Below are 22,444 nucleotides of genomic sequence, written 5' to 3'. Positions count from 1 at the left end.
GGGTAATGGACAACATCGAACAACGTGTCAAGAAGATCGTCGCTGAACAACTGGGCGTCGCGGAAGCCGAGATCAAGAACGAAGCTTCGTTCGTGAACGACCTGGGCGCGGACTCGCTCGACACGGTCGAACTGGTGATGGCGCTCGAAGACGAGTTCGGCATGGAAATCCCGGACGAAGAAGCGGAGAAGATCACGACCGTTCAGCAAGCGATCGACTACGCTCGCGCAAACGTCAAGGCGTAAGCGCCTTTCGCGCTTGTCCGCCACGTCGCCGCGATCTTCGCGATTGACGCGCCATCCTGCCGGCTTCGCGCCGGACGGACTAACAGCCACAGGGCTCGCAGGGCTGGTTCCTGTGGCCACTGTGGCTTTTGTTTTTGTCATCCAATAATGGAAAAGAGGTTACCGTGAGCCGCCGTCGTGTTGTCGTTACAGGCCTGGGGCTGATTTCGCCTGTTGGCAATAATGTTGCCGACGGCTGGGCCAATCTCGTCGCCGGCAAGTCCGGTATCGCCACCGTCACGAAGTTCGATGCGTCGAACCTCGCTTGCCATTTCGCGGGCGAAGTGAAGGGTTTCAGCGCCGAGGAGTACATCCCGGCGAAGGAAGCCCGGAACATGGATACGTTCATCCATTACGGCATCGCCGCCGGCGTCCAGGCCATGCGGGACAGCGGGCTGGAAGTGAACGAAGCCAATGCGGAACGCATCGGCGTGCTGGTCGGCTCCGGCATCGGCGGCCTGCCGATGATCGAAGATACGCACCAGACCTACGTCGATCGCGGCGCGCGCCGGATTTCGCCGTTCTTCGTGCCGGGTTCGATCATCAACATGATCTCGGGTCACCTGAGCATCATGTTCGGCCTGAAGGGCCCGAACCTTGCGGCCGTGACGGCCTGCACGACCGGCCTGCACAGCATCGGCCTCGCCGCGCGCCTGATCCAGGCCGGCGACGCCGACGTGATGGTCGCGGGCGGCGCCGAATCGACGGTGTCGCCGCTCGGCATCGGCGGTTTCGCCGCAGCGCGCGCGCTGTCGACCCGCAACGACGATCCGGCTACCGCGTCGCGTCCGTGGGACAAGGATCGCGACGGCTTCGTGCTGGGCGAGGGCTCGGGTGTGATGGTGCTCGAAGAGTACGAGGCGGCGAAGGCGCGCGGCGCGAAGATCTACGCGGAAGTCTCGGGCTTCGGCATGACGGGCGACGCGTACCACATGACCGCGCCGAACATGGACGGCCCGCGCCGCTGCATGGTCGCGGCACTGCGCGACGCCGGCGTGAATGCCGACGAGGTGCAGTACCTGAACGCGCATGGCACGTCGACGCCGCTGGGCGACAAGAACGAGTCCGACGCGGTGAAGGCGGCCTTCGGCGAGCACGCGTACAAGATGGTGGTCAACTCGACGAAGTCGATGACGGGCCACCTGCTGGGTGGCGCGGGCGGCCTCGAATCGGTGTTCACGGTGCTGGCGCTGCACAACAACGTGTCGCCGCCGACCATCAACATTTTCAACCAGGACCCCGAGTGCGATCTCGATTACTGTGCGAACACCGCGCGTGACATGAAGATCGACGTGGCCGTGAAGAACAACTTCGGCTTCGGCGGTACCAACGGCACGCTGGTGTTCAAGCGCGTCTGACGTCGAATCGCTTGACGAGTCCATTCGATGCTCCGGCCGGGCGTCCGCAGCGCTTTGCGTTGCGGGCCTCGGCCGTGTCGTATCTCGTGCTGGCCGCGTTCGTCGCGTCGGCTGCCGCGTCGGCGTACCTGTTCTGGGCGCCGCGCGCGGGCGCTGCCGCCGGCGCAGGCGTGTCGGCCGCGACGGCGGCGCTGCTGGCCGTATGGGCGGCGCGGGCCTGCGCCCGCCGGCTGCCGGCCGAGCTACGGATCGATGCCTTCGGGGAGATTGCGGCGTTTGGCCGCACCGGGCGGTTGCTGGCCCGCGGCCGCGTGACGGGCCATGCGCACTGGAGCAGCCTGCTGCTGGTGCTGTCGGTCGGGCAGGGCGCCCGGCGGGCCCGGCCGCTGCTGATTCCGGCCGACGCGCTCGACGCCGCGTCGTTCAGCGCGCTGTCGGTGCTGGCGAGAACGGCCGGGACGGCGGGGCGGGCATGAGGGCGGCTCGGTTACGGGCCGTAACCAGCGGCCGGCGCCGGAACGCTACAATAACGCTCCGCGTTGCATCCCTAGTTAACGGATTTGTCAGGTGAGTGAAAAAGAAATCGATCAGGCTCTGGTCGAGCGCGTACAGAAGGGCGACAAGGCGGCGTTCGAACTCCTGGTCTCCAAATACCACCGCAAGATCATTCGGCTGATCTCGCGCCTCGTGCGGGATCCCGCCGAGGTCGAGGATGTGGCCCAGGACGCGTTCATCAAGGCATATCGTGCGCTGCCGCAATTCCGCGGCGAATCGGCGTTCTATACATGGTTGTACCGAATTGCCGTCAACACGGCGAAGAACTACCTTGCGACGCAAGGCCGCCGGGCGCCGACCTCGACCGAGGCCGATGCGGAGGAAGCGGAAACTTTCTCCGACGCAGACCAACTAAGGGATATCAACACGCCTGAATCGATGTTGATGAGCAAGCAGATTGCCGAGACGGTCAACGCTGCAATGGCTCTGCTGCCCGAAGAACTGCGCCAGGCAATCACGCTGCGCGAGATCGAGGGCCTGAGCTACGAAGAGATCGCGGAAATGATGGGCTGTCCGATCGGGACGGTCCGGTCGCGGATCTTCCGTGCACGCGAGGCAATCGCTGCCAAATTGCGTCCGCTGCTCGATACGCCCGAAGGCAAGCGCTGGTAAGCGCGATGGGCGGAACGACGCGGGTCGGGGTCTAGTTACGGATAGAGTCGTGAAGTCACGACGGGGTGTGCAAGATGGGGAGCATCATGGGGTCGGTCAATACGCAATCGCAAGCGTGCTCGCGCGGCGAGCGCCTTTCCGCGCTGGTCGACGGCGAAATGTTCGATGGCCCGGATCACGGGCAGTTTCTGGCTGAGCTCGACCGCGCGGATCGCGCCGTGTGGGCCCATTACCACCTGATCGGCGATGCGCTGCGCTCGGACGAGCTCGCGCTCCCGCCCGCGCTGAGCGTCGCGTTCACCGCGCGCATGTCGGCTGCGCTCGAAAGCGAGCCGCACCTGCTGGCACCGGCGGCCGCGCCGGTCGCGCGCAGGCTGCTGTCGCTGCGCCGCCGTGTCGTGCCCGCGTTCGCGGTGGCCGCGGCGGCCGCCACGCTGACGTGGATCGTCGTCCCGCAGATGCAGACGGCCGGTGCGCCGGGCGCCGTCCAGGTCGCATCGGTAGGCGCGCCGCAGAACGGCAACCTGCAGCGCGTGACGGTTGCGCAGGCAGCGGCCCAGCCGGGCCTGCAGGACGTCAACATCATTCGCGACGCCAGCCTCGACCAATACCTTGAAGCGCACCAGCAATTCGCCCAGCAGCCCGTCGTCACGGGTTCGATGCCGCTGATCCGCGCTGCCGTGACCACCACGCCAGGCCAATAAACCCGATGCGGACATTGCAGTTGAATCACGCCATCTCCGGATGGAAGCGGCTGCCGGCCCTCCTGCTTTGCGCAGCCGCCCTGTTGTCCGTTCAATCCCTTCCTGCCAGCGCCCAGCAACCGGACGATCCCGTCGCGACCCGCAAGGGCGCCGCGGACTGGCTCGACCGCGTCCAGCAGGCCGCGCAGCAGCAAAGCTACGAAGGTACGTTCGTCTACCAGCGCGGCGGGTATGTGCAGTCGTCGCGCATCGCGCACGTCTCGTCCCGCGACGGCGAGTTCGAGCGGATCGAGACGCTCGACGGCAAGCCGCGCAAGCTGCTGCGGCACAACGACGAGCTTTACACGTTCGTGCCCGAGCGCAAGCTGTGCGTGGTCGAGCGCCGTCAGACGCGCGACTCGTTCCCCGCGCTGCTCGGCGCGAGCGGCGAGCACGTGATGTCCGTCTACGATGCGAAGTTGCTCGGCAAGGACCGCGTGGCCGGGATCGACGCGCAGGTCGTCGAACTCGTGCCGAAGGATGCGTACCGTTTCACGTACAAGCTGTGGGCCGACGCGCGCACCGGGCTGCTGCTGCGTTCGCAGACGCTCGATGCGAACGATCACGTGCTCGAGCAGATCGCGTTCTCGCAATTGCAGACGGGCGGCGCAAGCGGCGACAAGGCCGCGATTGCAGCCGGCATGCGCAACCTGAACGGCTGGACGGTCGTGCGCCCGCCGGTCGCGACGGTCGACATGGAAGCGCAGGGCTGGCAGCTCGCGCCGAGCGTCGCCGGCTTCCAGAAGATTCGTGAAGTGCGCCGGCCGATGGCCGCGCGCGATGCGGGCGATCCGCCGATCCCGGTCGATCAGGCCGTCTTCACCGACGGCCTCGCGACGATCTCGGTTTTCATCGAGCCGGCCGAAAAGAACACGCGCAAGGAAGGCGCGGGCAGCACCGGTGCGACGCACGTTCTCGTGAAGCGCCGCGGCGACTACTGGATCACCGTGCTCGGCGAAGTGCCGCCGGCGACGTTGCAGCAGTTCGCGTCTGCCATAGAATACAAGGCTTCCAAGTAACGCTACGGCTTCCGACATGATGAAACTCACGCTGCGCAAATGGCTCGCGGCGGCGGCGCTGTCTGCCTGCCTGCCGGTCGTGCCGCATACCGCGTTCGCAGTGACGGCTCCCGCTGCCAGCCTGCCCGACTTTGCCGATCTGGTCGAAAAGGTCGGCCCGGCCGTCGTGAACATCCGGACTACCGCCAACGTGCCGACGAGCGGCCCGCGCGGGATGCTCCCGCCCGGCTTCGACAACGGCGACATGTCGGAATTCTTCCGGCGCTTCTTCGGCATTCCGCTGCCGCAGGCGCCCGGCAACGGTGGCGGCAACGGCAGCAACCCGAAGAACGCGCCTGCGCCGGACAATTCGCCCGACACCGAGCAGAACCGCGGCGTCGGCTCGGGCTTCATCGTGTCGGCCGACGGTTACGTGATGACCAATGCGCACGTCGTCGACGATGCGGACACCATCTACGTGACGCTGACCGACAAGCGCGAATTCAAGGCGAAGCTGATCGGCGTCGACGACCGCACGGACGTCGCGGTCGTCAAGATCCAGGCGTCGAACCTGCCGGTCGTCGCGATCGGTGATTCGAACAAGGTGCGCGTCGGCGAGTGGGTCGTCGCGATCGGTTCGCCGTTCGGCCTCGACAACACGGTCACGGCCGGCATCGTCAGCTCGAAGAGCCGCAACACGGGCGACTACCTGCCGTTCATCCAGACCGACGTCGCCGTGAACCCCGGCAACTCGGGCGGCCCGCTGATCAACATGCAGGGCGAGGTGATCGGCATCAACTCGCAGATCTACAGCCGGACCGGCGGCTTCATGGGCATTTCGTTCGCGATTCCGATCGACGAGGCGATGCGCGTGGCTGACCAGCTGAAGGCGACGGGCAAGGTCACGCGCGGCCGGATCGCGGTGGCGATCGGCGAGGTGACGAAGGACGTGGCCGACTCGATCGGGCTGCCGAAGGCCGAAGGCGCACTCGTCAGCAGCGTCGAGCCGGGCGGCCCGGCCGACAAGGCCGGCATCCAGCCGGGCGACATTATCCTAAAGTTCAACGGCCGTCCGGTCGATGCGGCGTCGGACCTGCCGCGCATGGTCGGCGACACGAAGCCCGGCACGAAGGCGACGGTCAGCGTGTGGCGCAAGGGTCAGGCACGCGATCTGCCGATCACGATCGCCGAGACGCCGGTCGAGTCGACGGCGAAGGCCGAGCAGCGCAAGAACGCGCCGCAGAAGCCGCGCCAGACCAATTCGCTCGGCCTGACGGTCAGCGACCTGACGGCGGAGCAGATGAAGACGCTGAAGCTGAAGAACGGCGTGCAGATCGACGGCGTCGACGGCCCGGCCGCCCGTGCGGGCCTGCAGCGCGGCGACATCGTGCTGCGTGTGGGCGACACCGACATCACGAACGCGAAGCAGTTCGCCGACGTGACCGCGCAGCTCGATCCGCAGAAGGCGGTCGCGGTGCTCGTGCGGCGCGGCGACAACACGCAGTTCGTGCCCGTGCGGCCGCGCCAGAAGTAACGCGCCGATGTTCACGCTCTATGGCCGCGGCTGGTGCCACCTGTGCGACGACATGCGCGACGCACTGGCGCCGGTGGCGGCCGAATTCGGCGTCGCGGTCGACTACGTCGACATCGACACCGATGCGGCGCTCGTCGCGCGTTACGACGAGGACGTGCCCGTGCTGCTGCTGGACGGCGCGGAAGTGTGCCGCCACCGGTTCGACGATGCGCGGGTGCGCGACGCGCTCGCGGCCCGGCGCTGAGCCCGGCCTGCTGCCGGCCGGTGCCGCTTTCTCTGCACGGGGTTCGGCCCGGCAGGCGTCCCGGCCGGGCACCGCGCGGCCCGGCGTCCGAAATACCGCCCGGGGAAGGCCTTTTCGGCTAAAATAGGCTGTTTTTTCACCGACTTACACAAGGCGTGCTCAGCAGTCGTCGAGCGCGCCTTTTTCGCTTGATCGGCACTGAATGGATCATATTCGCAATTTCTCGATCATCGCCCACATCGACCATGGCAAGTCGACGCTCGCGGATCGCATCATCCAGGTATGCGGCGGCCTCGCCGACCGTGAAATGGAAGCGCAGGTGCTCGACTCGATGGATATCGAGCGCGAGCGCGGCATCACGATCAAGGCGCAGACGGCCGCGCTGTCCTATCGCGCGCGCGACGGCAAGGTCTACAACCTGAACCTGATCGACACGCCGGGGCACGTCGACTTCTCGTACGAGGTCAGCCGTTCGCTGTCCGCATGTGAAGGCGCGCTGCTGGTCGTCGACGCGAGCCAGGGCGTCGAGGCGCAGACGGTCGCGAACTGCTACACGGCGATCGAGCTCGGCGTCGAAGTCGTGCCGGTGCTGAACAAGATCGACCTGCCGGCCGCGAACCCCGAGAACGCGATCGAGGAGATCGAGGACGTGATCGGCATCGACGCGACCGACGCGACGCGCTGCAGCGCGAAGACGGGCCTCGGCGTCGAAGACGTGCTCGAGGCGCTGATCGCGAAGGTGCCGGCGCCGAAGGGCGATCCCGACGCGCCGCTGCAGGCGCTGATCATCGATTCGTGGTTCGACAACTACGTCGGCGTCGTGATGCTCGTGCGCATCGTCAACGGCACGCTGCGTCCGAAGGACAAGATCAAGATGATGGCGACCGGCGCGCAGTATCCGGTCGAGCACGTCGGTGTGTTCACGCCGAAGTCGCGCAATCTCGACTCGCTGTCGGCCGGGCAGGTGGGCTTCATCATCGCGGGCATCAAGGAACTGACGGCCGCGAAGGTCGGCGATACCGTCACGCTTACGGCCAAGCCGGCGGCGGAAGCGTTGCCGGGCTTCAAGGAAGTGAAGCCGCAGGTGTTCGCCGGGCTCTATCCGGTGGAAGCGAACCAGTACGACGCGCTGCGCGAATCGCTCGAGAAGCTGAAGCTCAACGACGCGTCGCTGCAGTACGAGCCGGAAGTGTCGCAGGCGCTCGGCTTCGGGTTCCGATGCGGCTTCCTGGGTCTCCTGCATATGGAGATCGTGCAGGAGCGTCTCGAACGCGAATTCGACATGGACCTCATTACCACGGCACCGACCGTGGTCTACGAGGTCCTGATGAGCGACGGCTCGCTCTTGATGGTCGAGAATCCCGCGAAGATGCCGGAACCGCCGAAGATCGAGGAGATCCGCGAGCCGATCGTCACGGTGAATCTCTACATGCCGCAGGACTACGTCGGCTCGGTGATCACGCTGTGTACGCAGAAGCGCGGCTCGCAGATCAACATGCAGTATCACGGCCGCCAGGTGCAGCTGACCTACGAGATCCCGATGGCCGAGATCGTGCTCGATTTCTTCGACCGCCTGAAGTCGGTGTCGCGCGGTTACGCGTCGATGGATTACGAGTTCAAGGAATACCGGTCGGCGGACGTCGTGAAGGTCGACATGCTGATCAATGGCGACAAGGTCGACGCGCTGTCGGTGATCGTCCACCGGTCGCAATCGCAGTACCGCGGCCGCGAAGTGGCATCGAAGATGCGCGAGATCATTCCGCGCCAGATGTACGACGTGGCGATCCAGGCTACGATCGGCGCGCACATCATCGCCCGCGAGAACATCAAGGCGCTGCGCAAGAACGTGCTGGCGAAGTGTTATGGCGGCGACATCACGCGCAAGAAGAAACTGCTCGAAAAGCAGAAAGCAGGCAAGAAACGCATGAAGCAGGTGGGGTCGGTCGAGATCCCGCAGGAGGCGTTCCTCGCGATCTTGCGCGTCGAAGACAAATAACAGGACTGATCCTTTTATGAATTTTGCGCTGATTCTTTTTGTGCTCGTCGTCGTGACGGGCGTAGCGTGGGTGCTGGACAAACTGGTGTTCCTGCCGCGGCGACGCAAGGCGGCCGACGTGGCGATCGAGGAGTTCGATCGCCAGCAGTCGCGCATCGACAAGCGTTTCGCGGACGAAAACGCGACGCAGACGCGTTCGAAGCTGCGTGACGAAAAGCTGCGCCAGCCGTGGTGGCTCGAGTACACGGCGAGCTTCTTCCCGGTGATCCTGGCCGTGTTCGTCGTGCGTTCGTTCGTCGTCGAGCCGTTCAAGATTCCGTCGGGCTCGATGGTGCCGACGCTGCTCGTCGGCGATTTCATCCTCGTCAACAAGTTCGAGTACGGGCTGCGCCTGCCGGTCACGAACACGAAGATCACGCAGGGCAGCCCGCTGTCGCGCGGCGACGTCGTCGTGTTCCGCTATCCGAAGGACGAGTCGGTCGACTACATCAAGCGCGTGATCGGCCTGCCGGGCGACACGGTCGCATACCAGGACAAGCAACTCACGATCAACGGCCAGCCGGTGCCCGAAACGCCGCTGCCCGATTTCTTCGACGACGAGCGCCAGAATTACGCGAAGCAGTTCGAGGAAACGATCGGCAACAAGAAGAACGCGATCCTCAACAACCCGGCCGTGCCGCCGTTCGTGATGGGCGCCTACGACTATCCGTATCGCGACAACTGCACGTACAACAGCCGCGGCGTGATCTGCAAGGTGCCGCCCGGTCACTACTTCATGATGGGCGACAACCGCGACAACAGCGCGGACAGCCGCTACTGGGGTTTCGTGCCGGACCAGAACATCGTCGGCCGCGCGTTCTTCATCTGGATGAACTTCAGCGACCTGAAGCGCATCGGTTCCTTCAACTGACCGCATTCGATTCACACGCAATACGCGACGCACGGGCCGCGTCGCGTATTGCCGAACTACTTTAAGAACCGGCGGTAACACCGCCTCGTCACGCCTTTTCGTGTCCGGCCGTGCCGTTTCGGCCCGACCGGGCGCCCGCGTTATACTCCTGCACATGCCCTCATCCCAGTTGGAAAGCCGGCTGCGCTACGAATTTCGCAATGCGGAATTGTTGCGCCAGGCTTTGACCCATCGCAGTCACAGTGCCACGCACAACGAACGGCTCGAGTTTCTCGGCGATTCCGTTCTGAATTGCGCGGTGGCCGCCCTTTTGTTCCAGCGTTTCAGCAAGCTGGACGAAGGTGACCTGTCGCGCGTCCGCGCCAACCTCGTCAAACAGCAGTCGCTGTATGAAATTGCTCAGGCCCTGAATATCTCGGACGGCCTGCGGCTGGGCGAGGGCGAACTGCGCAGCGGCGGGTTCCGCCGGCCGTCGATCCTCGCGGACGCGTTCGAAGCCATCATCGGGGCCGTGTTCCTCGATGGCGGCTTCGAAGCCGCCCAAGGGGTCATCAAGCGCCTCTATATCCCGATTCTCGACCACATCGATCCGCGCACGCTCGGCAAGGACGCGAAGACGCTGCTGCAGGAATACCTGCAGGGGCACAAGATCGCGCTGCCGACCTATACGGTCGTCGCGACGCATGGTGCGGCGCACAATCAGCAGTTCGAGGTCGAATGCACGGTGCCGAAGCTGGACGTCAAGGTATCGGGCTCCGGCGCGAGCCGGCGCGCGGCCGAGCAGGCCGCCGCGAAGAAGGCGCTCGACGAAGTGATGGCGGCCGCGCCGATGCTGGCCGCGAAGCCGAAGCGCTCGAAAAACGCGCGCGGGTCCAAGCATGTCGAACCCGAGATCGTGCCGGGCGTGAAGGGCGTGCAGGAAGCGCTCGACCTGCGCTCGCCCGAGCGGAAGGAACGTGCGGCGGCGCGCGAGGCCAGGGTGGCCGGCGCGGTGCCGGCTGCAACCGCCGCGACTGCGGCGACGGGCGCTGAGCCGGCTGTCGCGCCGATGGCCGCGATTCGCGCGGCGCATGTCGAGCCGGCCACGGACAAGGGCGAGCGGGCGGCGAAGCCGGCGACCGACAAGGTTGCCGACAAACCGGCCGAACGGCCCGACAAGGCCGCGGAAAAGCCTGTGGAAAAGCCTGCCGAGGCCGCGCCGCGCGCAGCCGACAAGCCGGCCGGCCACGCAGCCGATCCGGCATCGTCGTCGGCCGACAAGCCTTCCGCGAGTGCCGACGCCGCCGCACGCACGCCGGCGCGCGCACGCGATGCCGAGGCACCCGACGCCGAGACGCCGCCTGGCGGCGCGAGCCTTGCTGCCGCGCAGGCGCGCGTGGCCGATGCCGACCACTGAATTGCCCATCGATCGTGCCGCGCGCCGCGCGGCCGTTTCCGAACCTGTCTCCCAAACGATATGAACACTCCCGCTCCTACCGGTTTCCGTTGCGGCATGATCGCGATCGTGGGCCGCCCGAACGTCGGCAAGTCGACGTTGATGAACGCACTCGTCGGCCAGAAGATCAGCATCACGTCGCGCAAGGCGCAGACGACCCGCCACCGCATCACCGGCATCAACACGTTCGACGACGCGCAATTCGTGTTCGTCGACACGCCGGGCTTCCAGACCCGTCACAGCACCGCGCTGAACCGTTCGCTGAACCGCGCGGTCACGTCGACGCTGACGTCGGTCGACGTGATCCTGTTCGTGATCGAGGCCGGCCGCTTCGGGCCCGACGACCAGAAGGTGCTCGACCTGATCCCGCCCGGCATGCCGACGCTGCTGATCGCGAACAAGATCGACCGCGTGACCGACAAGGCGTCGCTGTTCCCGTTCATGCAGAAGATGAGCGGGCTGCGCGAATTCACCGAGCTGGTGCCGCTGTCGGCGCAGCGGCCGGAAGACATCAAGCGCCTGCTGGACACGATCAAGCCGTACCTGCCGGAAGGCGAGCCGATCTACGGCGAGGACGAACTGACCGACCGCAGCTCGCGCTTTCTCGCGGCCGAGATCCTGCGCGAGAAGGTATTCCGCTGGACCGGCGACGAACTGCCGTATACGAGCACCGTGCTGATCGACAAGTTCGAGGAGGAGGGCCGCCTGAAGCGCATCTTTGCGACGATCCTCGTCGAGCGCGATACGCACAAGGCGATGGTGATCGGCAAGAAGGGCGAGAAGCTCAAGCAGATCAGCACCGAGGCGCGGATGGACATGGAGAAGCTGTTCGACGGCCCCGTGTACCTCGAGACCTTCGTGAAGGTGAAGAGCGGCTGGGCCGACAACGAGGCGGGGCTGCGTGCCTATGGGTACGAATGACGCGCTGACGTCGACCGAAGACGCGGTGACCGCCGGCGCGAACGACGCGCCGTTGCCGGCACCGCCCGAACCGCCGCGCAAGGCGCGGCGCGCGACGTCTCGCACGTCGGATTTCCGCGTCGCCGAGCAGCCGGCGTTCGTGCTGCACAGCTATCCGTATCGGGAAACGAGCCTGATCGTCGACGTGCTGACGCGCGACCACGGCCGGCTCGCGCTCGTCGCGAAGGGCGCGAAGCGCCCGCACTCCGCGTTGCGCGGCGTATTGCAGACTTTCCAGCCGCTGCTGCTGTCCTGGTCCGGCAAATCCGAGGTGCGCACGCTGACGGGCGCCGAGTGGGTCGGCGGGATGCTGCCGCTCGGCGGCGACGGACTGTTGTGCGGTTTCTACGCGAACGAGCTGCTCGTGAAATTCTGCGCGCGCGAGGATCCGCAGCCGCCGCTGTTCAATCATTACGTGCTGACCCTCACGCGCCTCGCGCACGGCGAGCCCGCGGTGCAGGTGCTGCGCTCGTTCGAGCGCGTGCTGCTGCGCGAGACCGGCTATGCGATGGCGCTGAACCGCACGGTCGCGCGCCGCGCGGTCGAGCCTGAGCGCCGCTACGTGTTCGATCCCGAGCGCGGTGTGCGCAATGCGGACGACGACGTGCCGTCGCACTGGCCGGTCATCACCGGACAGACGTTGCTCGACATGGAGCAGGACGATTACCATCGAGCCCAGACGGTTGCGCAGAGCAAGACGCTGATGCGCTTCCTGCTGAACACCTATCTCGGCGGTACGCCGCTCGCCACGCGTCAGATCCTGATCGACCTGCAAAATCTATGAGCTTCTTCCTGACAACGCCCACCGCCATCGATCTCGGCGTGAACATCGACCACGTCGCGACGCTGCGCAATGCGCGCGGCACGCGCTATCCCGATCCGATCCGCGCGGCGCTCGCCGCCGAAGAGGCGGGCGCGGATGCGATCACGCTGCATTTGCGCGAGGATCGTCGTCACATCGTCGACGCCGACGTGCGCGAGCTGCGCCCGCTGCTGAAGACGCGCATGAACCTCGAATGCGCGGTGACGGCCGAGATGCTCGACATCGCCTGCGAAGTGCGTCCGCACGATGCGTGCCTCGTGCCGGAGAAGCGTGAGGAACTGACGACCGAAGGCGGTCTCGATGTCGCCGGCCACTTCGAGGCGGTGCGCGCGGCGTGCAAGCAGCTCGCCGACGTGGGCGTGCGCGTGTCGCTGTTCATCGACCCGGACGATACGCAGATTCGCGCCGCGCACGAAGCGGGCGCACCGGTGATCGAGCTGCATACGGGCCGCTACGCCGAAGCGCACGACGAAGCGGCGCAGCAGCGCGAATACGAGCGTATCGTCGCGGGCGTGCAGGCCGGCGCGCGGCTTGGCCTGAAGGTCAATGCGGGCCACGGGCTGCACTACACGAACGTGCAGCAGATCGCCGCGATCGACGGCATCGTCGAGCTGAACATCGGCCACGCGATCGTCGCGCATGCGATCTTCGCGGGCTGGGACAACGCGGTGCGCGAGATGAAGGCGATCATGGTCGCCGCACGCGTCGCCGCGCTGCACGGCGGCGCGCGTTGACGATGCGAGGCCGCCGCGCCCCGCACGCCGTTTGCGACGCGCTTGACCCGGCCTCGCCGGGCCACCGCGGCGGAGACTGACATGGCGATCTACGGCATCGGTACCGACATCGCGCAGGTGAGCCGCGTCGCGGCCGTGCTCGAACGCACGGGCGGCCGGTTTGCCGAGAAGGTGCTCGGCCCCGACGAACTGCGCGTGTTCCACGCCCGGCGCGCCCGCTCCGAGGCGCGTGGCATCGCGTTTCTCGCGACGCGCTTCTCCGCGAAGGAAGCGTTCTCGAAGGCGATCGGGCTCGGCATGCACTGGCCGATGACGTGGCGCGCGCTGCAGACGCTTAACCATCCAAGCGGCGAGCCGTACGTGGTCGCATCGGGCGAGCTGGCCGACTGGCTGGCCGCGCGCGGCATCACGGCGCGCGTGACGGTCAGCGACGAACGCGACTACGCGGTGTCGTTCGTGGTCGCCGAAACGGACGCCGCGCCGGCCCCTGCCCCTGTTTCCCGAACCTCCTCCTGACGGAATTCCCGATTCTGATGAAAACGACTCCCGGCCCGGTCATGCTCGACGTCGTCGGCACGACCCTGTCGCGCGACGATGCGCGGCGCCTCGCGCATCCGAATACCGGCGGCGTGATCCTGTTCGCGCGGCACTTCCAGAATCGTGCGCAACTGACCGCGCTGACCGACTCGATCCGCGCGGTGCGCGAAGACATCCTGATCGCCGTCGATCACGAAGGCGGGCGCGTGCAGCGGTTCCGCACCGACGGCTTCACGATGCTGCCCGCGATGCGCCGCCTCGGCGAACTGTGGGATCGCGACGTGCTGCTCGCGACGAAGGTCGCGACTGCCGTCGGCTACCTCCTGGCTGCCGAATTGCGTGCGTGCGGGATCGACATGAGCTTCACGCCCGTGCTCGATCTCGACTACGGGCACTCGAAGGTGATCGGCGATCGTGCGTTCCATCGCGACCCGCGCGTCGTCACGCTGCTCGCGAAGAGCCTGAACCACGGGCTGTCGCTCGCCGGCATGGCGAACTGCGGCAAGCATTTCCCCGGACACGGCTTCGCGGAGGCCGATTCGCACGTCGCGCTGCCGACCGACGACCGCACGCTCGATGCGATCCTTACGCAGGATGTCGCGCCGTACGACTGGCTCGGGCTGTCGCTGTCCGCGGTGATTCCGGCGCACGTGATCTACACGCAGGTCGACAAGCGGCCGGCCGGGTTCTCGCGCGTATGGTTGCAGGACATCCTGCGCGGCAAGCTTGGCTTCACGGGGGCGATCTTCAGCGACGACCTGTCGATGGAGGCGGCCCGCGAAGGCGGCACGCTCACGCAGGCAGCCGATGCCGCGCTCGCCGCCGGTTGCGACATGGTGCTCGTCTGCAACCAGCCGGACGCGGCCGAAGTCGTGCTGAACGGATTGAAGGCGCGGGCCTCGGCCGAGTCGGTGCGGCGCATCAAGCGGATGCGCGCGCGCGGCAAGGCGCTCAAGTGGGACAAGCTGATCGCGCAGCCCGAGTATCTGCAGGCGCAGGCGCTGTTGAGCAGCGCGCTGGCGTAAGCGGGCAGGGATGGCGCGAGCCGCGCCGTTCCGGTCGCCCCAAACGAAAAGCCGCGCAGTCGCACGGCTTTTTTTACGGGTCGCGACAGCCCGATTCGGGCAGTCGCCGGAACGGGCTTAAGCGCAACTAACGGTCAGATCCGACCAGCGCCCGTATTCAAGGGCCGCCCGCTCAGTTCACCTTCATCCGTTGCAGCTTGTTGTACAGCGTCTTCGGGCTGATGCCGAGCAGCGTCGCCGCGCGGTGGCGCGTACCGCCGACCGCGTCGAGCGTTGCGCGGATCAGCAGATCCTCGACGTCGGACAGCGGGGTGCCGACCTTGATCTGCACGCTGCTGCCGTTCAGCGCGGCGCCGGCGGAGAAGCTGGCTTCGCCCGCCCGCAGCGTCTCGATGAAGTCGCCCGACGCGTCGTACGCGAAACGCACGCGTTCCTGCAGTTCGCGCACGTTGCCCGGCCATTCGTAGGACAGGCACTCGCGCACGAAGCCCGGCGCCGCGCGCTTGTCGGTCGTGCTGCGGCCGGTCGCGCGCGCTTCGCGGTTCAGTTCGTCGATCTGCGCGTCCGCGATCGCGAGCGCGTCGCCGTCGCGCTCGCGCAGCGGCGGCATCGTGATCGCCGCCGCGTCGAGGCGCAGCCACAGATCCTCGCGCAGCGTGCCGTTTGCCACCGCTTCGCGCGCCGGGCGGCGCGTGGCCGCGATCAGCCGGAAATCGCTGGTGATCGAACTCGTGCCGCCGATCCGCATGAAGTTCTGCGAATCGAGCGCGTGCAGCAGCGCTTCCTGGAGCACGAGCGGCAGCGCGGTGATTTCGTCGAGAAACAGCGTGCCGCCGCCGGCTTGCTCGAACAGGCCCGATTCGCGGCGCTCGGCGCCGTCGAACGCGCCGCGTTCATGGCCGAACAGCACGCTGTCGAGCGACGCGCCGTGCCGGCCGGCCTGCGCGAGCATGCGGCAGTCGAACGAGACGAACGGCCCCTTGCGGCGCCGGCTCAACTCGTGCAGCGTGCGCGCCGCCAGCTTCTTGCCGGTGCCGGCTTCGCCCGAGAACAGCACGGCCGTTTCGGTGCGGGCGTTGTGCTCGATCATGTCGTACACGTGCTGCATCGCGTCGCTGCGGCCGACCAGCGCGCCGAAGCGGCCGAGATGGCGCAGCGACGCACGCAGCGATTGCACTTCGTCGATCAGTTCGTACGGGCGGGGGATCCGCGCGAGCAGGCTGCGCAGGCGCGGAATGTTGATCGGCTTCAGCAGGTAGTCCCAGATGCCGTGGCGCAGGCCCTCGATCGCGCTCTCGACCGTCGCGTTGCCCGTCAGCACGATCACCGGCAGCGAGCCGTTCGGCTGCTGCTGCGGCAGGTGCTGGAGCAGGTCGAACCCGCTGCCGTCCGGCAGGTTCAGGTCGACGAGCACGACGTCGGGAATCGAGCGACCGAGCGCCGTGCGCGCTTCGGCGAGCGACGTGGCCGTGTCGACCGAGAAGCCGTCTGCGGCGAGCAGTGCGGTGAGGCCTGACAGGCTGTTGGGATCGTCTTCGACAATCAGGGCGTGTGGCATGGTGGACGCGAGTCGAGTCAAGAGAGGCGGGCTGTCGGCCAGCGGGCCGCAGCCGCATGTCGGATTAAAGATTGATTTTATGCCCCGCCGAACGCGTCACGCGCATTATTTCTCCGGCGCTATAAAACAGTTACCGATGATACAAATTGAATATCTTTACCGGTGGCTTTTGTGCTGCTTATGGCTCCGGCTTGTGGCAGCTGTTGGCGCCAGGCAAACAAAAAGCGCCCCGAAGGGCGCTTTGTTCGATGCGGGTATCGCTGACGATTACGCGCGGCTGCGGTATTCGTTCGTGCGCGTATCGATTTCGATCTTGTCGCCGGTGTTGCAGAACAGCGGCACTTGCAGTTCGAAGCCGGTCGCCAGCTTCGCGTTCTTCAGCACCTTGCCCGACGACGTGTCGCCCTTGACGGCCGGTTCCGTGTAGGTGATTTCGCGAACGAGGACCGTCGGCAGTTCGACCGAGATGGCCTTCTCGTTGTAGAACACGACTTCGCAAGCCATGCCGTCTTCGAGGTAGTTCAGCGCTTCGCCCATCATTTCGGCTTCGACTTCGTACTGGTTGTAGTCGGCGTCCATGAACACGTACATCGGGTCGGCGAAGTACGAGTACGTCACTTCCTTGCGGTCGAGCACGACGACCTCGAACTTGTCGTCCGCCTTGTAGACCGATTCCTGGCCTGCGTTGGACAGCAGGTTCTTCATCTTCATCTTGACGACGGCGGAGTTACGGCCCGACTTGTTGTATTCCGCCTTTGCGATGACCCATGCTTCGCTGCCGATCTGCACGACGTTGCCTACGCGGAGTTCCTGTGCGGTCTTCATAAAAACTGTCCTGATCCAATCAAATAAATAGGTGCCTGAGCGTTGCGCAACGGCTGACGGCGCAAGCGGCGGGGCGTTCCGGTGGGCGCCAAGCGCCCAAACGCGAGCGCTTGCGTGGTCAGCCGTCGGATAACCGCTTATTTTAACTGAGATTTTGCGTATTCCGCCAGCTTTCCGGCGAGATCGCCGACGGTCGCGAGCGCGTCGGCCCAGCGGAGTGCATTGGCGTCCAGCGCGGCGCGGTGTTGCCAGAAATCGGCCCAGTCGGGCGTGCCGGCGCCGTTCCACGCATGCCAGAACCGCTCGAGCGCCGCGCGCGGTGCATCGGCGAGGCCGGCCGACAGGTGCGCGAGCGCGGCGTCGAGCTTCGGCAGGTGCACGTCGTCGGCCTGCGGATAGATGTGCCACACGAATGGCTTGCGCGCCCACTGCGCGCGGACGAACGAATCCTCGCCGCGCACGAAATTGAGATCGGCGACCCACAGCAGCGGATCGTAGTCGGCCTGCGGAACGAACGCGAGGCCATGGGCGGTCAGGTTGCCGCTGCGCGCCTGTGCGCCCGCCGCGAACGATTCGACCCCGAAAAAGCGCGCGACGGCGGGCGACAGGCGCCCGGCCGGCACGAGCGCGACGACCGGCGACGGGCCGTCGCGCCACTGCGCGAGCAGCGCGTCGACGGCCGGGTTCTCGTAGGCGAACAGGCTGACGACCGTCGTGCCGGGCGCCGGCGGCGCACCGCCGGTCGCGCGTTGCCACCACGCGGCGCGGGCTGCCGGATCGGCGTCGAAGGCCGTGCGGCGCGCGTCGAGGTCGCGCTCCTTCGGCACGCCGCCGGTGCCGGCCGACAGGCCCGGGAAGAAGAACGTCTTCAGCAGCGGGTAGCGCGGATGCGGTGACGGCCGCAGATGGAAATCGGCGACCCAGTCTTCTGCGCTCAGGTATTCGAGGTTGATCCACACGGGGCGCCGCGCGCGCCGTGCCATCGCCGCGAGATACGCGCCGGGCAGCTCGCACGCGAACGCCTCGATCACCACGTCGGCGATGTCCAGCGCGTCGCCGACTTGCGCATGCCAGTGCTCGATCACGATCGCGTCGACCGTCTGCCGCCCCGCGTCGGGATCGACCTGCGGCAGCAGGCGCGCGAACGTGTGCAGGTCGTCGACGAACAGGCGAACCTGCCAGCCGTGTTCGTGCGCGAGCTGGCGTGCGACGCGCCAGCACACGCCGATGTCGCCGAAATTGTCGATCACCGTGCAGAAGAGGTCGCAGGCGATCGGTTCGCCCGGCGCGAGCGGCACGGCGGAGAGGGGGGCAGCGGTGGGGCGTGGCATCGAAGCGGGCCGGTGAATGCTCTAAACTGGCGATTCTAATAGACCCGTTCCGCGTTACAAGGCGCCCGGCTCACGCATGACATCCCCAGAAGCCTCCGATATTCCGTTCGAACCGAAGAAGATCCTTGCGCAGTTGCCGCACATGCCGGGTGTCTATCGCTATTACGACACGGCGGGCGCCGTCCTCTACGTCGGCAAGGCGCGCGACCTGAAAAAGCGCGTGTCGAGCTATTTCACGAAGACGCAACTGTCGCCGCGCATCGCGATGATGGTCACGCGCATCGCACGCATCGAAACGACCGTCACGCGCTCGGAAGCCGAAGCGCTGCTGCTCGAGAACAACCTGATCAAGGCGCTCGCGCCGCGTTACAACATCCTGTTTCGCGACGACAAGTCGTATCCGTACCTGAAGCTCACCGCGCACCGTTTTCCGCGGATGGCCTACTACCGCGGCTCGGTCGACAAGCAGAACCAGTACTTCGGGCCGTTCCCGAGCGCGTGGGCCGTGCGCGAGAGCATCCAGATCCTGCAGCGCGTGTTCCAGTTGCGCACCTGCGAGGATTCGGTCTTCAACAACCGCACGCGGCCGTGCTTGCTGCACCAGATCGGGCGCTGCACGGCGCCGTGCGTCGGCGCGATCTCCGACGAGGATTACGCGGTCGACGTGTCGAACGCCGCGCGATTCCTGCTTGGCCGGCAGTCCGAAGTGATGAAGGAGCTCGAGCAGAAGATGCACGCGTTCGCGGCCGAGCTGAAATTCGAGCAGGCGGCGGCCGTGCGCAACCAGATGAGTTCGCTCGCGACGGTGCTGCACCAGCAGGCGATCGAAGTCGGCGGCGACAGCGACGTCGATATCCTGGCCGTCGTCGCGCAGGGCGGACGCGTGTGCGTGAACCTCGCGATGGTGCGCGGCGGCCGGCACCTCGGGGACAAAGCGTATTTCCCGACGCACGTCGAAAGCGCGCTGACGCTCGCCGAAGGCGGTCTCGGTGAAGAGGCCGAACCGGCGGAGGCGGTCGATGCGACGCTCGACACGGTGCCCGATCAGCCTGCGGAAGAGGCCGGCAGCGCGCGCGGCACGGCGGCGCCGGCGTCGGTCGAGGCCGAGGTGCTCGATGCGTTCATCGCGCAGCACTATCTCGGCAACCGCGTGCCGCCCGTGCTCGTCGTCAGCCATGCGCCCGCGAGCCGCGACCTGCTGGAGCTGCTGTCCGAGCAGGCCGGCCACAAGGTGTCGCTGGTGCGGCAGCCGCAGGGCCAGCGGCGCGCGTGGCTGTCGATGGCCGAGCAGAACGCGCGGCTCGCGCTTGCGCGGCTGCTGTCCGAGCAGGGCTCGCAGCAGGCGCGCACACGCGCGCTGGCGGACACGCTCAGCTACGACAGCGACGATCTCGCGACGCTGCGGATCGAATGCTTCGACATCAGCCATACGATGGGGGAGGCGACGCAGGCGTCGTGCGTCGTCTATCACCATCACAAGATGCAATCGAGCGAATACCGCCGCTACAACATCACGGGCATCACGCCGGGCGACGATTACGCGGCGATGCGGCAGGTGCTCACGCGTCGCTACGAGAAGATGGTGGAGCAGGCCGCGCAGGCGGCGGCTGTCGACGAAGCCGCCGGCATCGACGGCGAGTCGACGCGCCAGGCCGAGACGTCGAGCCTGCTGCCGAACATCGTGCTGATCGACGGCGGCAAGGGTCAGGTCGAGATCGCACGGCAGGTGTTCACCGAGCTCGGCCTCGACACGTCGATGCTGGTCGGCGTCGCGAAAGGCGAGGGGCGCAAGGTCGGCCTCGAGACGCTGGTGTTCGCGGACGGCCGCACGCCGCTCGAACTCGGCAAGGAGAGCGCCGCGCTGATGCTCGTCGCGCAGATCCGCGACGAGGCGCACCGCTTCGCGATCACCGGCATGCGGGCGAAGCGGGCGAAGGCACGCCAGACGTCGCGGCTCGAGGAGCTCGAAGGCGTCGGCGCGAAGCGCCGGCAGCGGCTGCTCGCGCGCTTCGGCGGGTTGCGCGGCGTGGTGGCCGCGAGTGTCGAGGAACTGGCGAGCGTCGAAGGCATTTCGCATGCGCTCGCCGAGCAGATCTACAAGCAGCTTCACTGACGCGGCCGTGCGACCGGCTGCATTGCCAGCGTTCTTGTGGCAGGCCGGTCGACACGGCACAATTGCGAATCCTTTACTGTCCCGCATGCCATGCCGTTCAATTTCCCGATTTTCCTGACGTGGGTACGGATCGTGCTGATTCCGCTCGTCGTCGGCGTGTTCTATCTGCCGGACACGGTGATGGGCGGCGCGCACCGCAATCTCGCGGCGGCGACGATCTTCATCCTCGCCGCGCTGACCGACTGGTTCGACGGTTTCCTTGCCCGCAAATGGAACCAGACGTCGTCGTTCGGCGCATTTCTCGACCCGGTGGCGGACAAGCTGATGGTGACGGCCGCGCTGCTGATCCTCGTGCAGATTTCGCGGGTCGATGCGGCGATCGCGCTCGTGATCGTCGGTCGCGAGATCGCGATTTCGGCGCTGCGCGAATGGATGGCGCAGATCGGCGCGTCGAAGAGCGTCGCGGTGAACCAGCTCGGCAAGTTCAAGACCGCGTGCCAGATGGTCGCGATCCCGATGCTGCTGTTCTACGGGCCGCTGCCGCTCGGCATCGTGACGATCGATACACGCGTGTGGGGCGAGTGGCTGATGTATCTCGCCGCGGTGCTGACCATCTGGTCGATGCTGTACTACATGAAGCTCGCGTGGCCGCAGATTCGCGAGCGCGGCGGCGCGTGACCTGAGTCGCATATTCGGCGGCCGTTTTTGTAAAAAGGGCTGGAAAAGCCCTTGACACACGAATGTGCCTTCGACATAATCTCGCTTCTCCGCTGCACGACGAAGTGAATGTGTGACGGGGAAGCAGTAGCGTAGCGATACGCGGGAGTAGCTCAGTTGGTAGAGCGCAACCTTGCCAAGGTTGAGGTCGCGAGTTCGAGACTCGTCTCCCGCTCCAGATTTTTTCTGGCAGCGTGTGGTACGGCAAAGCGCTGCAGATGCAGGACCCATGCGGGAGTAGCTCAGTTGGTAGAGCGCAACCTTGCCAAGGTTGAGGTCGCGAGTTCGAGACTCGTCTCCCGCTCCAGATTTTTCTGGCAGCGTGTGGTACGGCGAAGCGCTGCAGATGCAGGACAATGCGGGAGTAGCTCAGTTGGTAGAGCGCAACCTTGCCAAGGTTGAGGTCGCGAGTTCGAGACTCGTCTCCCGCTCCAGGAAATGGGGAAGCCACGCTTCCCTTTTTATTTGATGGACTTCCGGTCCTCGAATAAAAATCTGTCGCTTGCCTCACGGCATCCGGACAGTCCGCTTTTGGCGCGATAGCAAAGCGGTTATGCAGCGGCCTGCAAAGCCGTTTAGGCCGGTTCGACTCCGGCTCGCGCCTCCAAGTAAGAAGAGAAAAAGCCCTGAGAAATCAGGGCTTTTCTTTTTTCTGCTCCGCTTTCATTCTCGTACAAAAATCGCCCGGAGTGGTACAAGGTCGCCTCGAATCACTCAAGCGGCACGCGTAACTACGCCTGCAGGCGCAGCATTGGTAGGGGCATGGTCAGGAGCGGCGCACCGTTCCTCCACGCACCGGGTTTCAGCGTTACTGGATTGACGTAGCGACGCCGGTCGTAGAACGTTGGGTAGCGATCAAAGCCGAGAGTGTGTCGGGAGATATCTGCGTCATCCACCGCGATGTTCAGGAGGCCGGGTAGGTACGCAAGCCGACGACATGGTTCGCATACTCGGTTGGTACGCTGTAGCGATTGCGTTAGAAATGGATCAGGCTCGTTGCTGATACTCGTACCGGTTGCTCGATGTAGCCGTCGAGGGGCTTCGGATTTTGCATCAACCGCGGCTGTTAGTCTTGCCGCACCTCTGCCACGGGTCAACTCAGGCCACTGAGGATACCTCGGTTCGTGCCATGCTTGACGGCAGCGCTCCGCG

21 protein-coding genes and 4 tRNA genes are annotated in these 22,444 nt (G+C 66.0%); 22 read left to right on the top strand and 3 right to left on the bottom strand.

Going from position 1 to position 22,444, the window contains the following annotated elements:
- Positions 1–5: 5 nt before the first annotated feature.
- From acpP to nagZ, 16 genes are all read left to right on the top strand, one after another.
- Positions 6–245, top strand: coding sequence for an acyl carrier protein (gene acpP, locus HWW87_RS10790; protein WP_004197638.1), 240 nt, complete (start codon positions 6–8; stop codon positions 243–245).
- A gap of 164 nt (positions 246–409) precedes the next feature.
- Complete coding sequence (gene fabF, locus HWW87_RS10785) at positions 410–1,642, top strand: beta-ketoacyl-ACP synthase II (RefSeq protein WP_175820258.1); 1,233 nt, start codon at positions 410–412, stop codon at positions 1,640–1,642.
- Between the two features lie 11 nt (positions 1,643–1,653).
- Positions 1,654–2,118, top strand: a complete 465-nt coding sequence (locus HWW87_RS10780; protein WP_175820257.1) for a hypothetical protein — start codon at positions 1,654–1,656, stop codon at positions 2,116–2,118.
- Between the two features lie 91 nt (positions 2,119–2,209).
- Positions 2,210–2,809, top strand: coding sequence for an RNA polymerase sigma factor RpoE (gene rpoE, locus HWW87_RS10775; RefSeq protein ID WP_006490873.1), 600 nt, complete (start codon positions 2,210–2,212; stop codon positions 2,807–2,809).
- An 86-nt stretch (positions 2,810–2,895) separates the two neighbouring features.
- Positions 2,896–3,513 (top strand): sigma-E factor negative regulatory protein, encoded by a 618-nt coding sequence (locus tag HWW87_RS10770; protein WP_175820256.1) that lies wholly within the window; start codon positions 2,896–2,898, stop codon positions 3,511–3,513.
- 5 nt (positions 3,514–3,518) lie between these two features.
- Positions 3,519–4,571 carry a MucB/RseB C-terminal domain-containing protein gene (locus HWW87_RS10765; protein ID WP_175820255.1) on the top strand — a complete coding sequence of 351 codons (1,053 nt, stop codon included), beginning with the start codon at positions 3,519–3,521 and terminating at the stop codon, positions 4,569–4,571.
- 16 nt (positions 4,572–4,587) lie between these two features.
- Positions 4,588–6,084, top strand: a complete 1,497-nt coding sequence (locus tag HWW87_RS10760) for a DegQ family serine endoprotease (RefSeq protein ID WP_175820254.1) — start codon at positions 4,588–4,590, stop codon at positions 6,082–6,084.
- 7 nt (positions 6,085–6,091) lie between these two features.
- The gene (locus tag HWW87_RS10755; protein WP_152855350.1) at positions 6,092–6,328 is read left to right on the top strand and encodes a glutaredoxin family protein; all 237 of its coding nucleotides are present in this window, start codon (positions 6,092–6,094) and stop codon (positions 6,326–6,328) included.
- 202 nt (positions 6,329–6,530) lie between these two features.
- Entirely contained in the window at positions 6,531–8,324 is a 1,794-nt protein-coding gene (gene lepA / locus HWW87_RS10750; protein ID WP_174432387.1) for a translation elongation factor 4, read from the top strand.
- 16 nt (positions 8,325–8,340) lie between these two features.
- Positions 8,341–9,234 (top strand): signal peptidase I, encoded by an 894-nt coding sequence (lepB, locus tag HWW87_RS10745; protein WP_174432388.1) that lies wholly within the window; start codon positions 8,341–8,343, stop codon positions 9,232–9,234.
- 154 nt (positions 9,235–9,388) lie between these two features.
- A complete protein-coding gene (gene rnc, locus HWW87_RS10740; protein WP_175820712.1) occupies positions 9,389–10,630 on the top strand; it encodes a ribonuclease III in 1,242 nt (413 codons plus the stop codon).
- A gap of 60 nt (positions 10,631–10,690) precedes the next feature.
- Complete coding sequence (gene era / locus HWW87_RS10735; RefSeq protein WP_174390355.1) at positions 10,691–11,590, top strand: GTPase Era; 900 nt, start codon at positions 10,691–10,693, stop codon at positions 11,588–11,590.
- Positions 11,577–12,413: a DNA repair protein RecO gene (gene recO / locus HWW87_RS10730; protein WP_006476492.1), complete on the top strand. Its 837-nt coding sequence runs from the start codon at positions 11,577–11,579 to the stop codon at positions 12,411–12,413. Before era ends, recO begins: the two co-directional genes overlap by 14 nt.
- Positions 12,410–13,186, top strand: coding sequence for a pyridoxine 5'-phosphate synthase (gene pdxJ, locus HWW87_RS10725; protein ID WP_174432390.1), 777 nt, complete (start codon positions 12,410–12,412; stop codon positions 13,184–13,186). Before recO ends, pdxJ begins: the two co-directional genes overlap by 4 nt.
- Positions 13,187–13,267: 81 nt before the next feature.
- The gene (gene acpS / locus HWW87_RS10720) at positions 13,268–13,702 is read left to right on the top strand and encodes a holo-ACP synthase (RefSeq protein WP_174390353.1); all 435 of its coding nucleotides are present in this window, start codon (positions 13,268–13,270) and stop codon (positions 13,700–13,702) included.
- 17 nt (positions 13,703–13,719) lie between these two features.
- On the top strand, positions 13,720–14,748 hold the full coding sequence (gene nagZ, locus HWW87_RS10715) for a beta-N-acetylhexosaminidase (RefSeq protein ID WP_175820253.1): 1,029 nt from the start codon (positions 13,720–13,722) through the stop codon (positions 14,746–14,748).
- 172 nt (positions 14,749–14,920) lie between these two features.
- Here nagZ and HWW87_RS10710 read toward each other — a convergent pair whose 3' ends face one another.
- From HWW87_RS10710 to earP, 3 genes are all read right to left on the bottom strand, one after another.
- On the bottom strand, positions 14,921–16,306 hold the full coding sequence (locus tag HWW87_RS10710; RefSeq protein WP_174432393.1) for a sigma-54 dependent transcriptional regulator: 1,386 nt from the start codon (positions 16,304–16,306) through the stop codon (positions 14,921–14,923).
- Between the two features lie 267 nt (positions 16,307–16,573).
- A complete protein-coding gene (gene efp, locus HWW87_RS10705; RefSeq protein WP_006476487.1) occupies positions 16,574–17,131 on the bottom strand; it encodes an elongation factor P in 558 nt (185 codons plus the stop codon).
- A gap of 137 nt (positions 17,132–17,268) precedes the next feature.
- Entirely contained in the window at positions 17,269–18,462 is a 1,194-nt protein-coding gene (gene earP / locus HWW87_RS10700; RefSeq protein ID WP_175820252.1) for an elongation factor P maturation arginine rhamnosyltransferase EarP, read from the bottom strand.
- 76 nt (positions 18,463–18,538) lie between these two features.
- Between earP and uvrC the strand changes: the two genes are divergently transcribed.
- The 6 genes from uvrC (at position 18,539) to HWW87_RS10670 (ending at position 21,899) form a co-directional block, all read left to right on the top strand.
- Positions 18,539–20,575, top strand: coding sequence for an excinuclease ABC subunit UvrC (gene uvrC / locus HWW87_RS10695; protein WP_175820251.1), 2,037 nt, complete (start codon positions 18,539–18,541; stop codon positions 20,573–20,575).
- Between the two features lie 90 nt (positions 20,576–20,665).
- Entirely contained in the window at positions 20,666–21,253 is a 588-nt protein-coding gene (pgsA, locus tag HWW87_RS10690) for a CDP-diacylglycerol--glycerol-3-phosphate 3-phosphatidyltransferase (protein WP_174391275.1), read from the top strand.
- A gap of 141 nt (positions 21,254–21,394) precedes the next feature.
- Positions 21,395–21,470: transfer RNA gene (locus tag HWW87_RS10685), tRNA-Gly, on the top strand.
- A gap of 53 nt (positions 21,471–21,523) precedes the next feature.
- Positions 21,524–21,599: transfer RNA gene (locus tag HWW87_RS10680), tRNA-Gly, on the top strand.
- Positions 21,600–21,650: 51 nt separating this feature from the next.
- A tRNA-Gly gene (locus HWW87_RS10675) sits at positions 21,651–21,726 on the top strand.
- A gap of 99 nt (positions 21,727–21,825) precedes the next feature.
- Positions 21,826–21,899, top strand: a tRNA-Cys gene (locus HWW87_RS10670).
- Positions 21,900–22,444 lie beyond the last annotated feature (545 nt).

Origin of the sequence: Burkholderia sp. BCC0419 (genome assembly GCF_902830285.1) — a bacterium.
In the GTDB taxonomy this organism is placed as follows: domain Bacteria; phylum Pseudomonadota; class Gammaproteobacteria; order Burkholderiales; family Burkholderiaceae; genus Burkholderia.
This window is presented reverse-complemented; position numbering and strand designations above follow the sequence as displayed.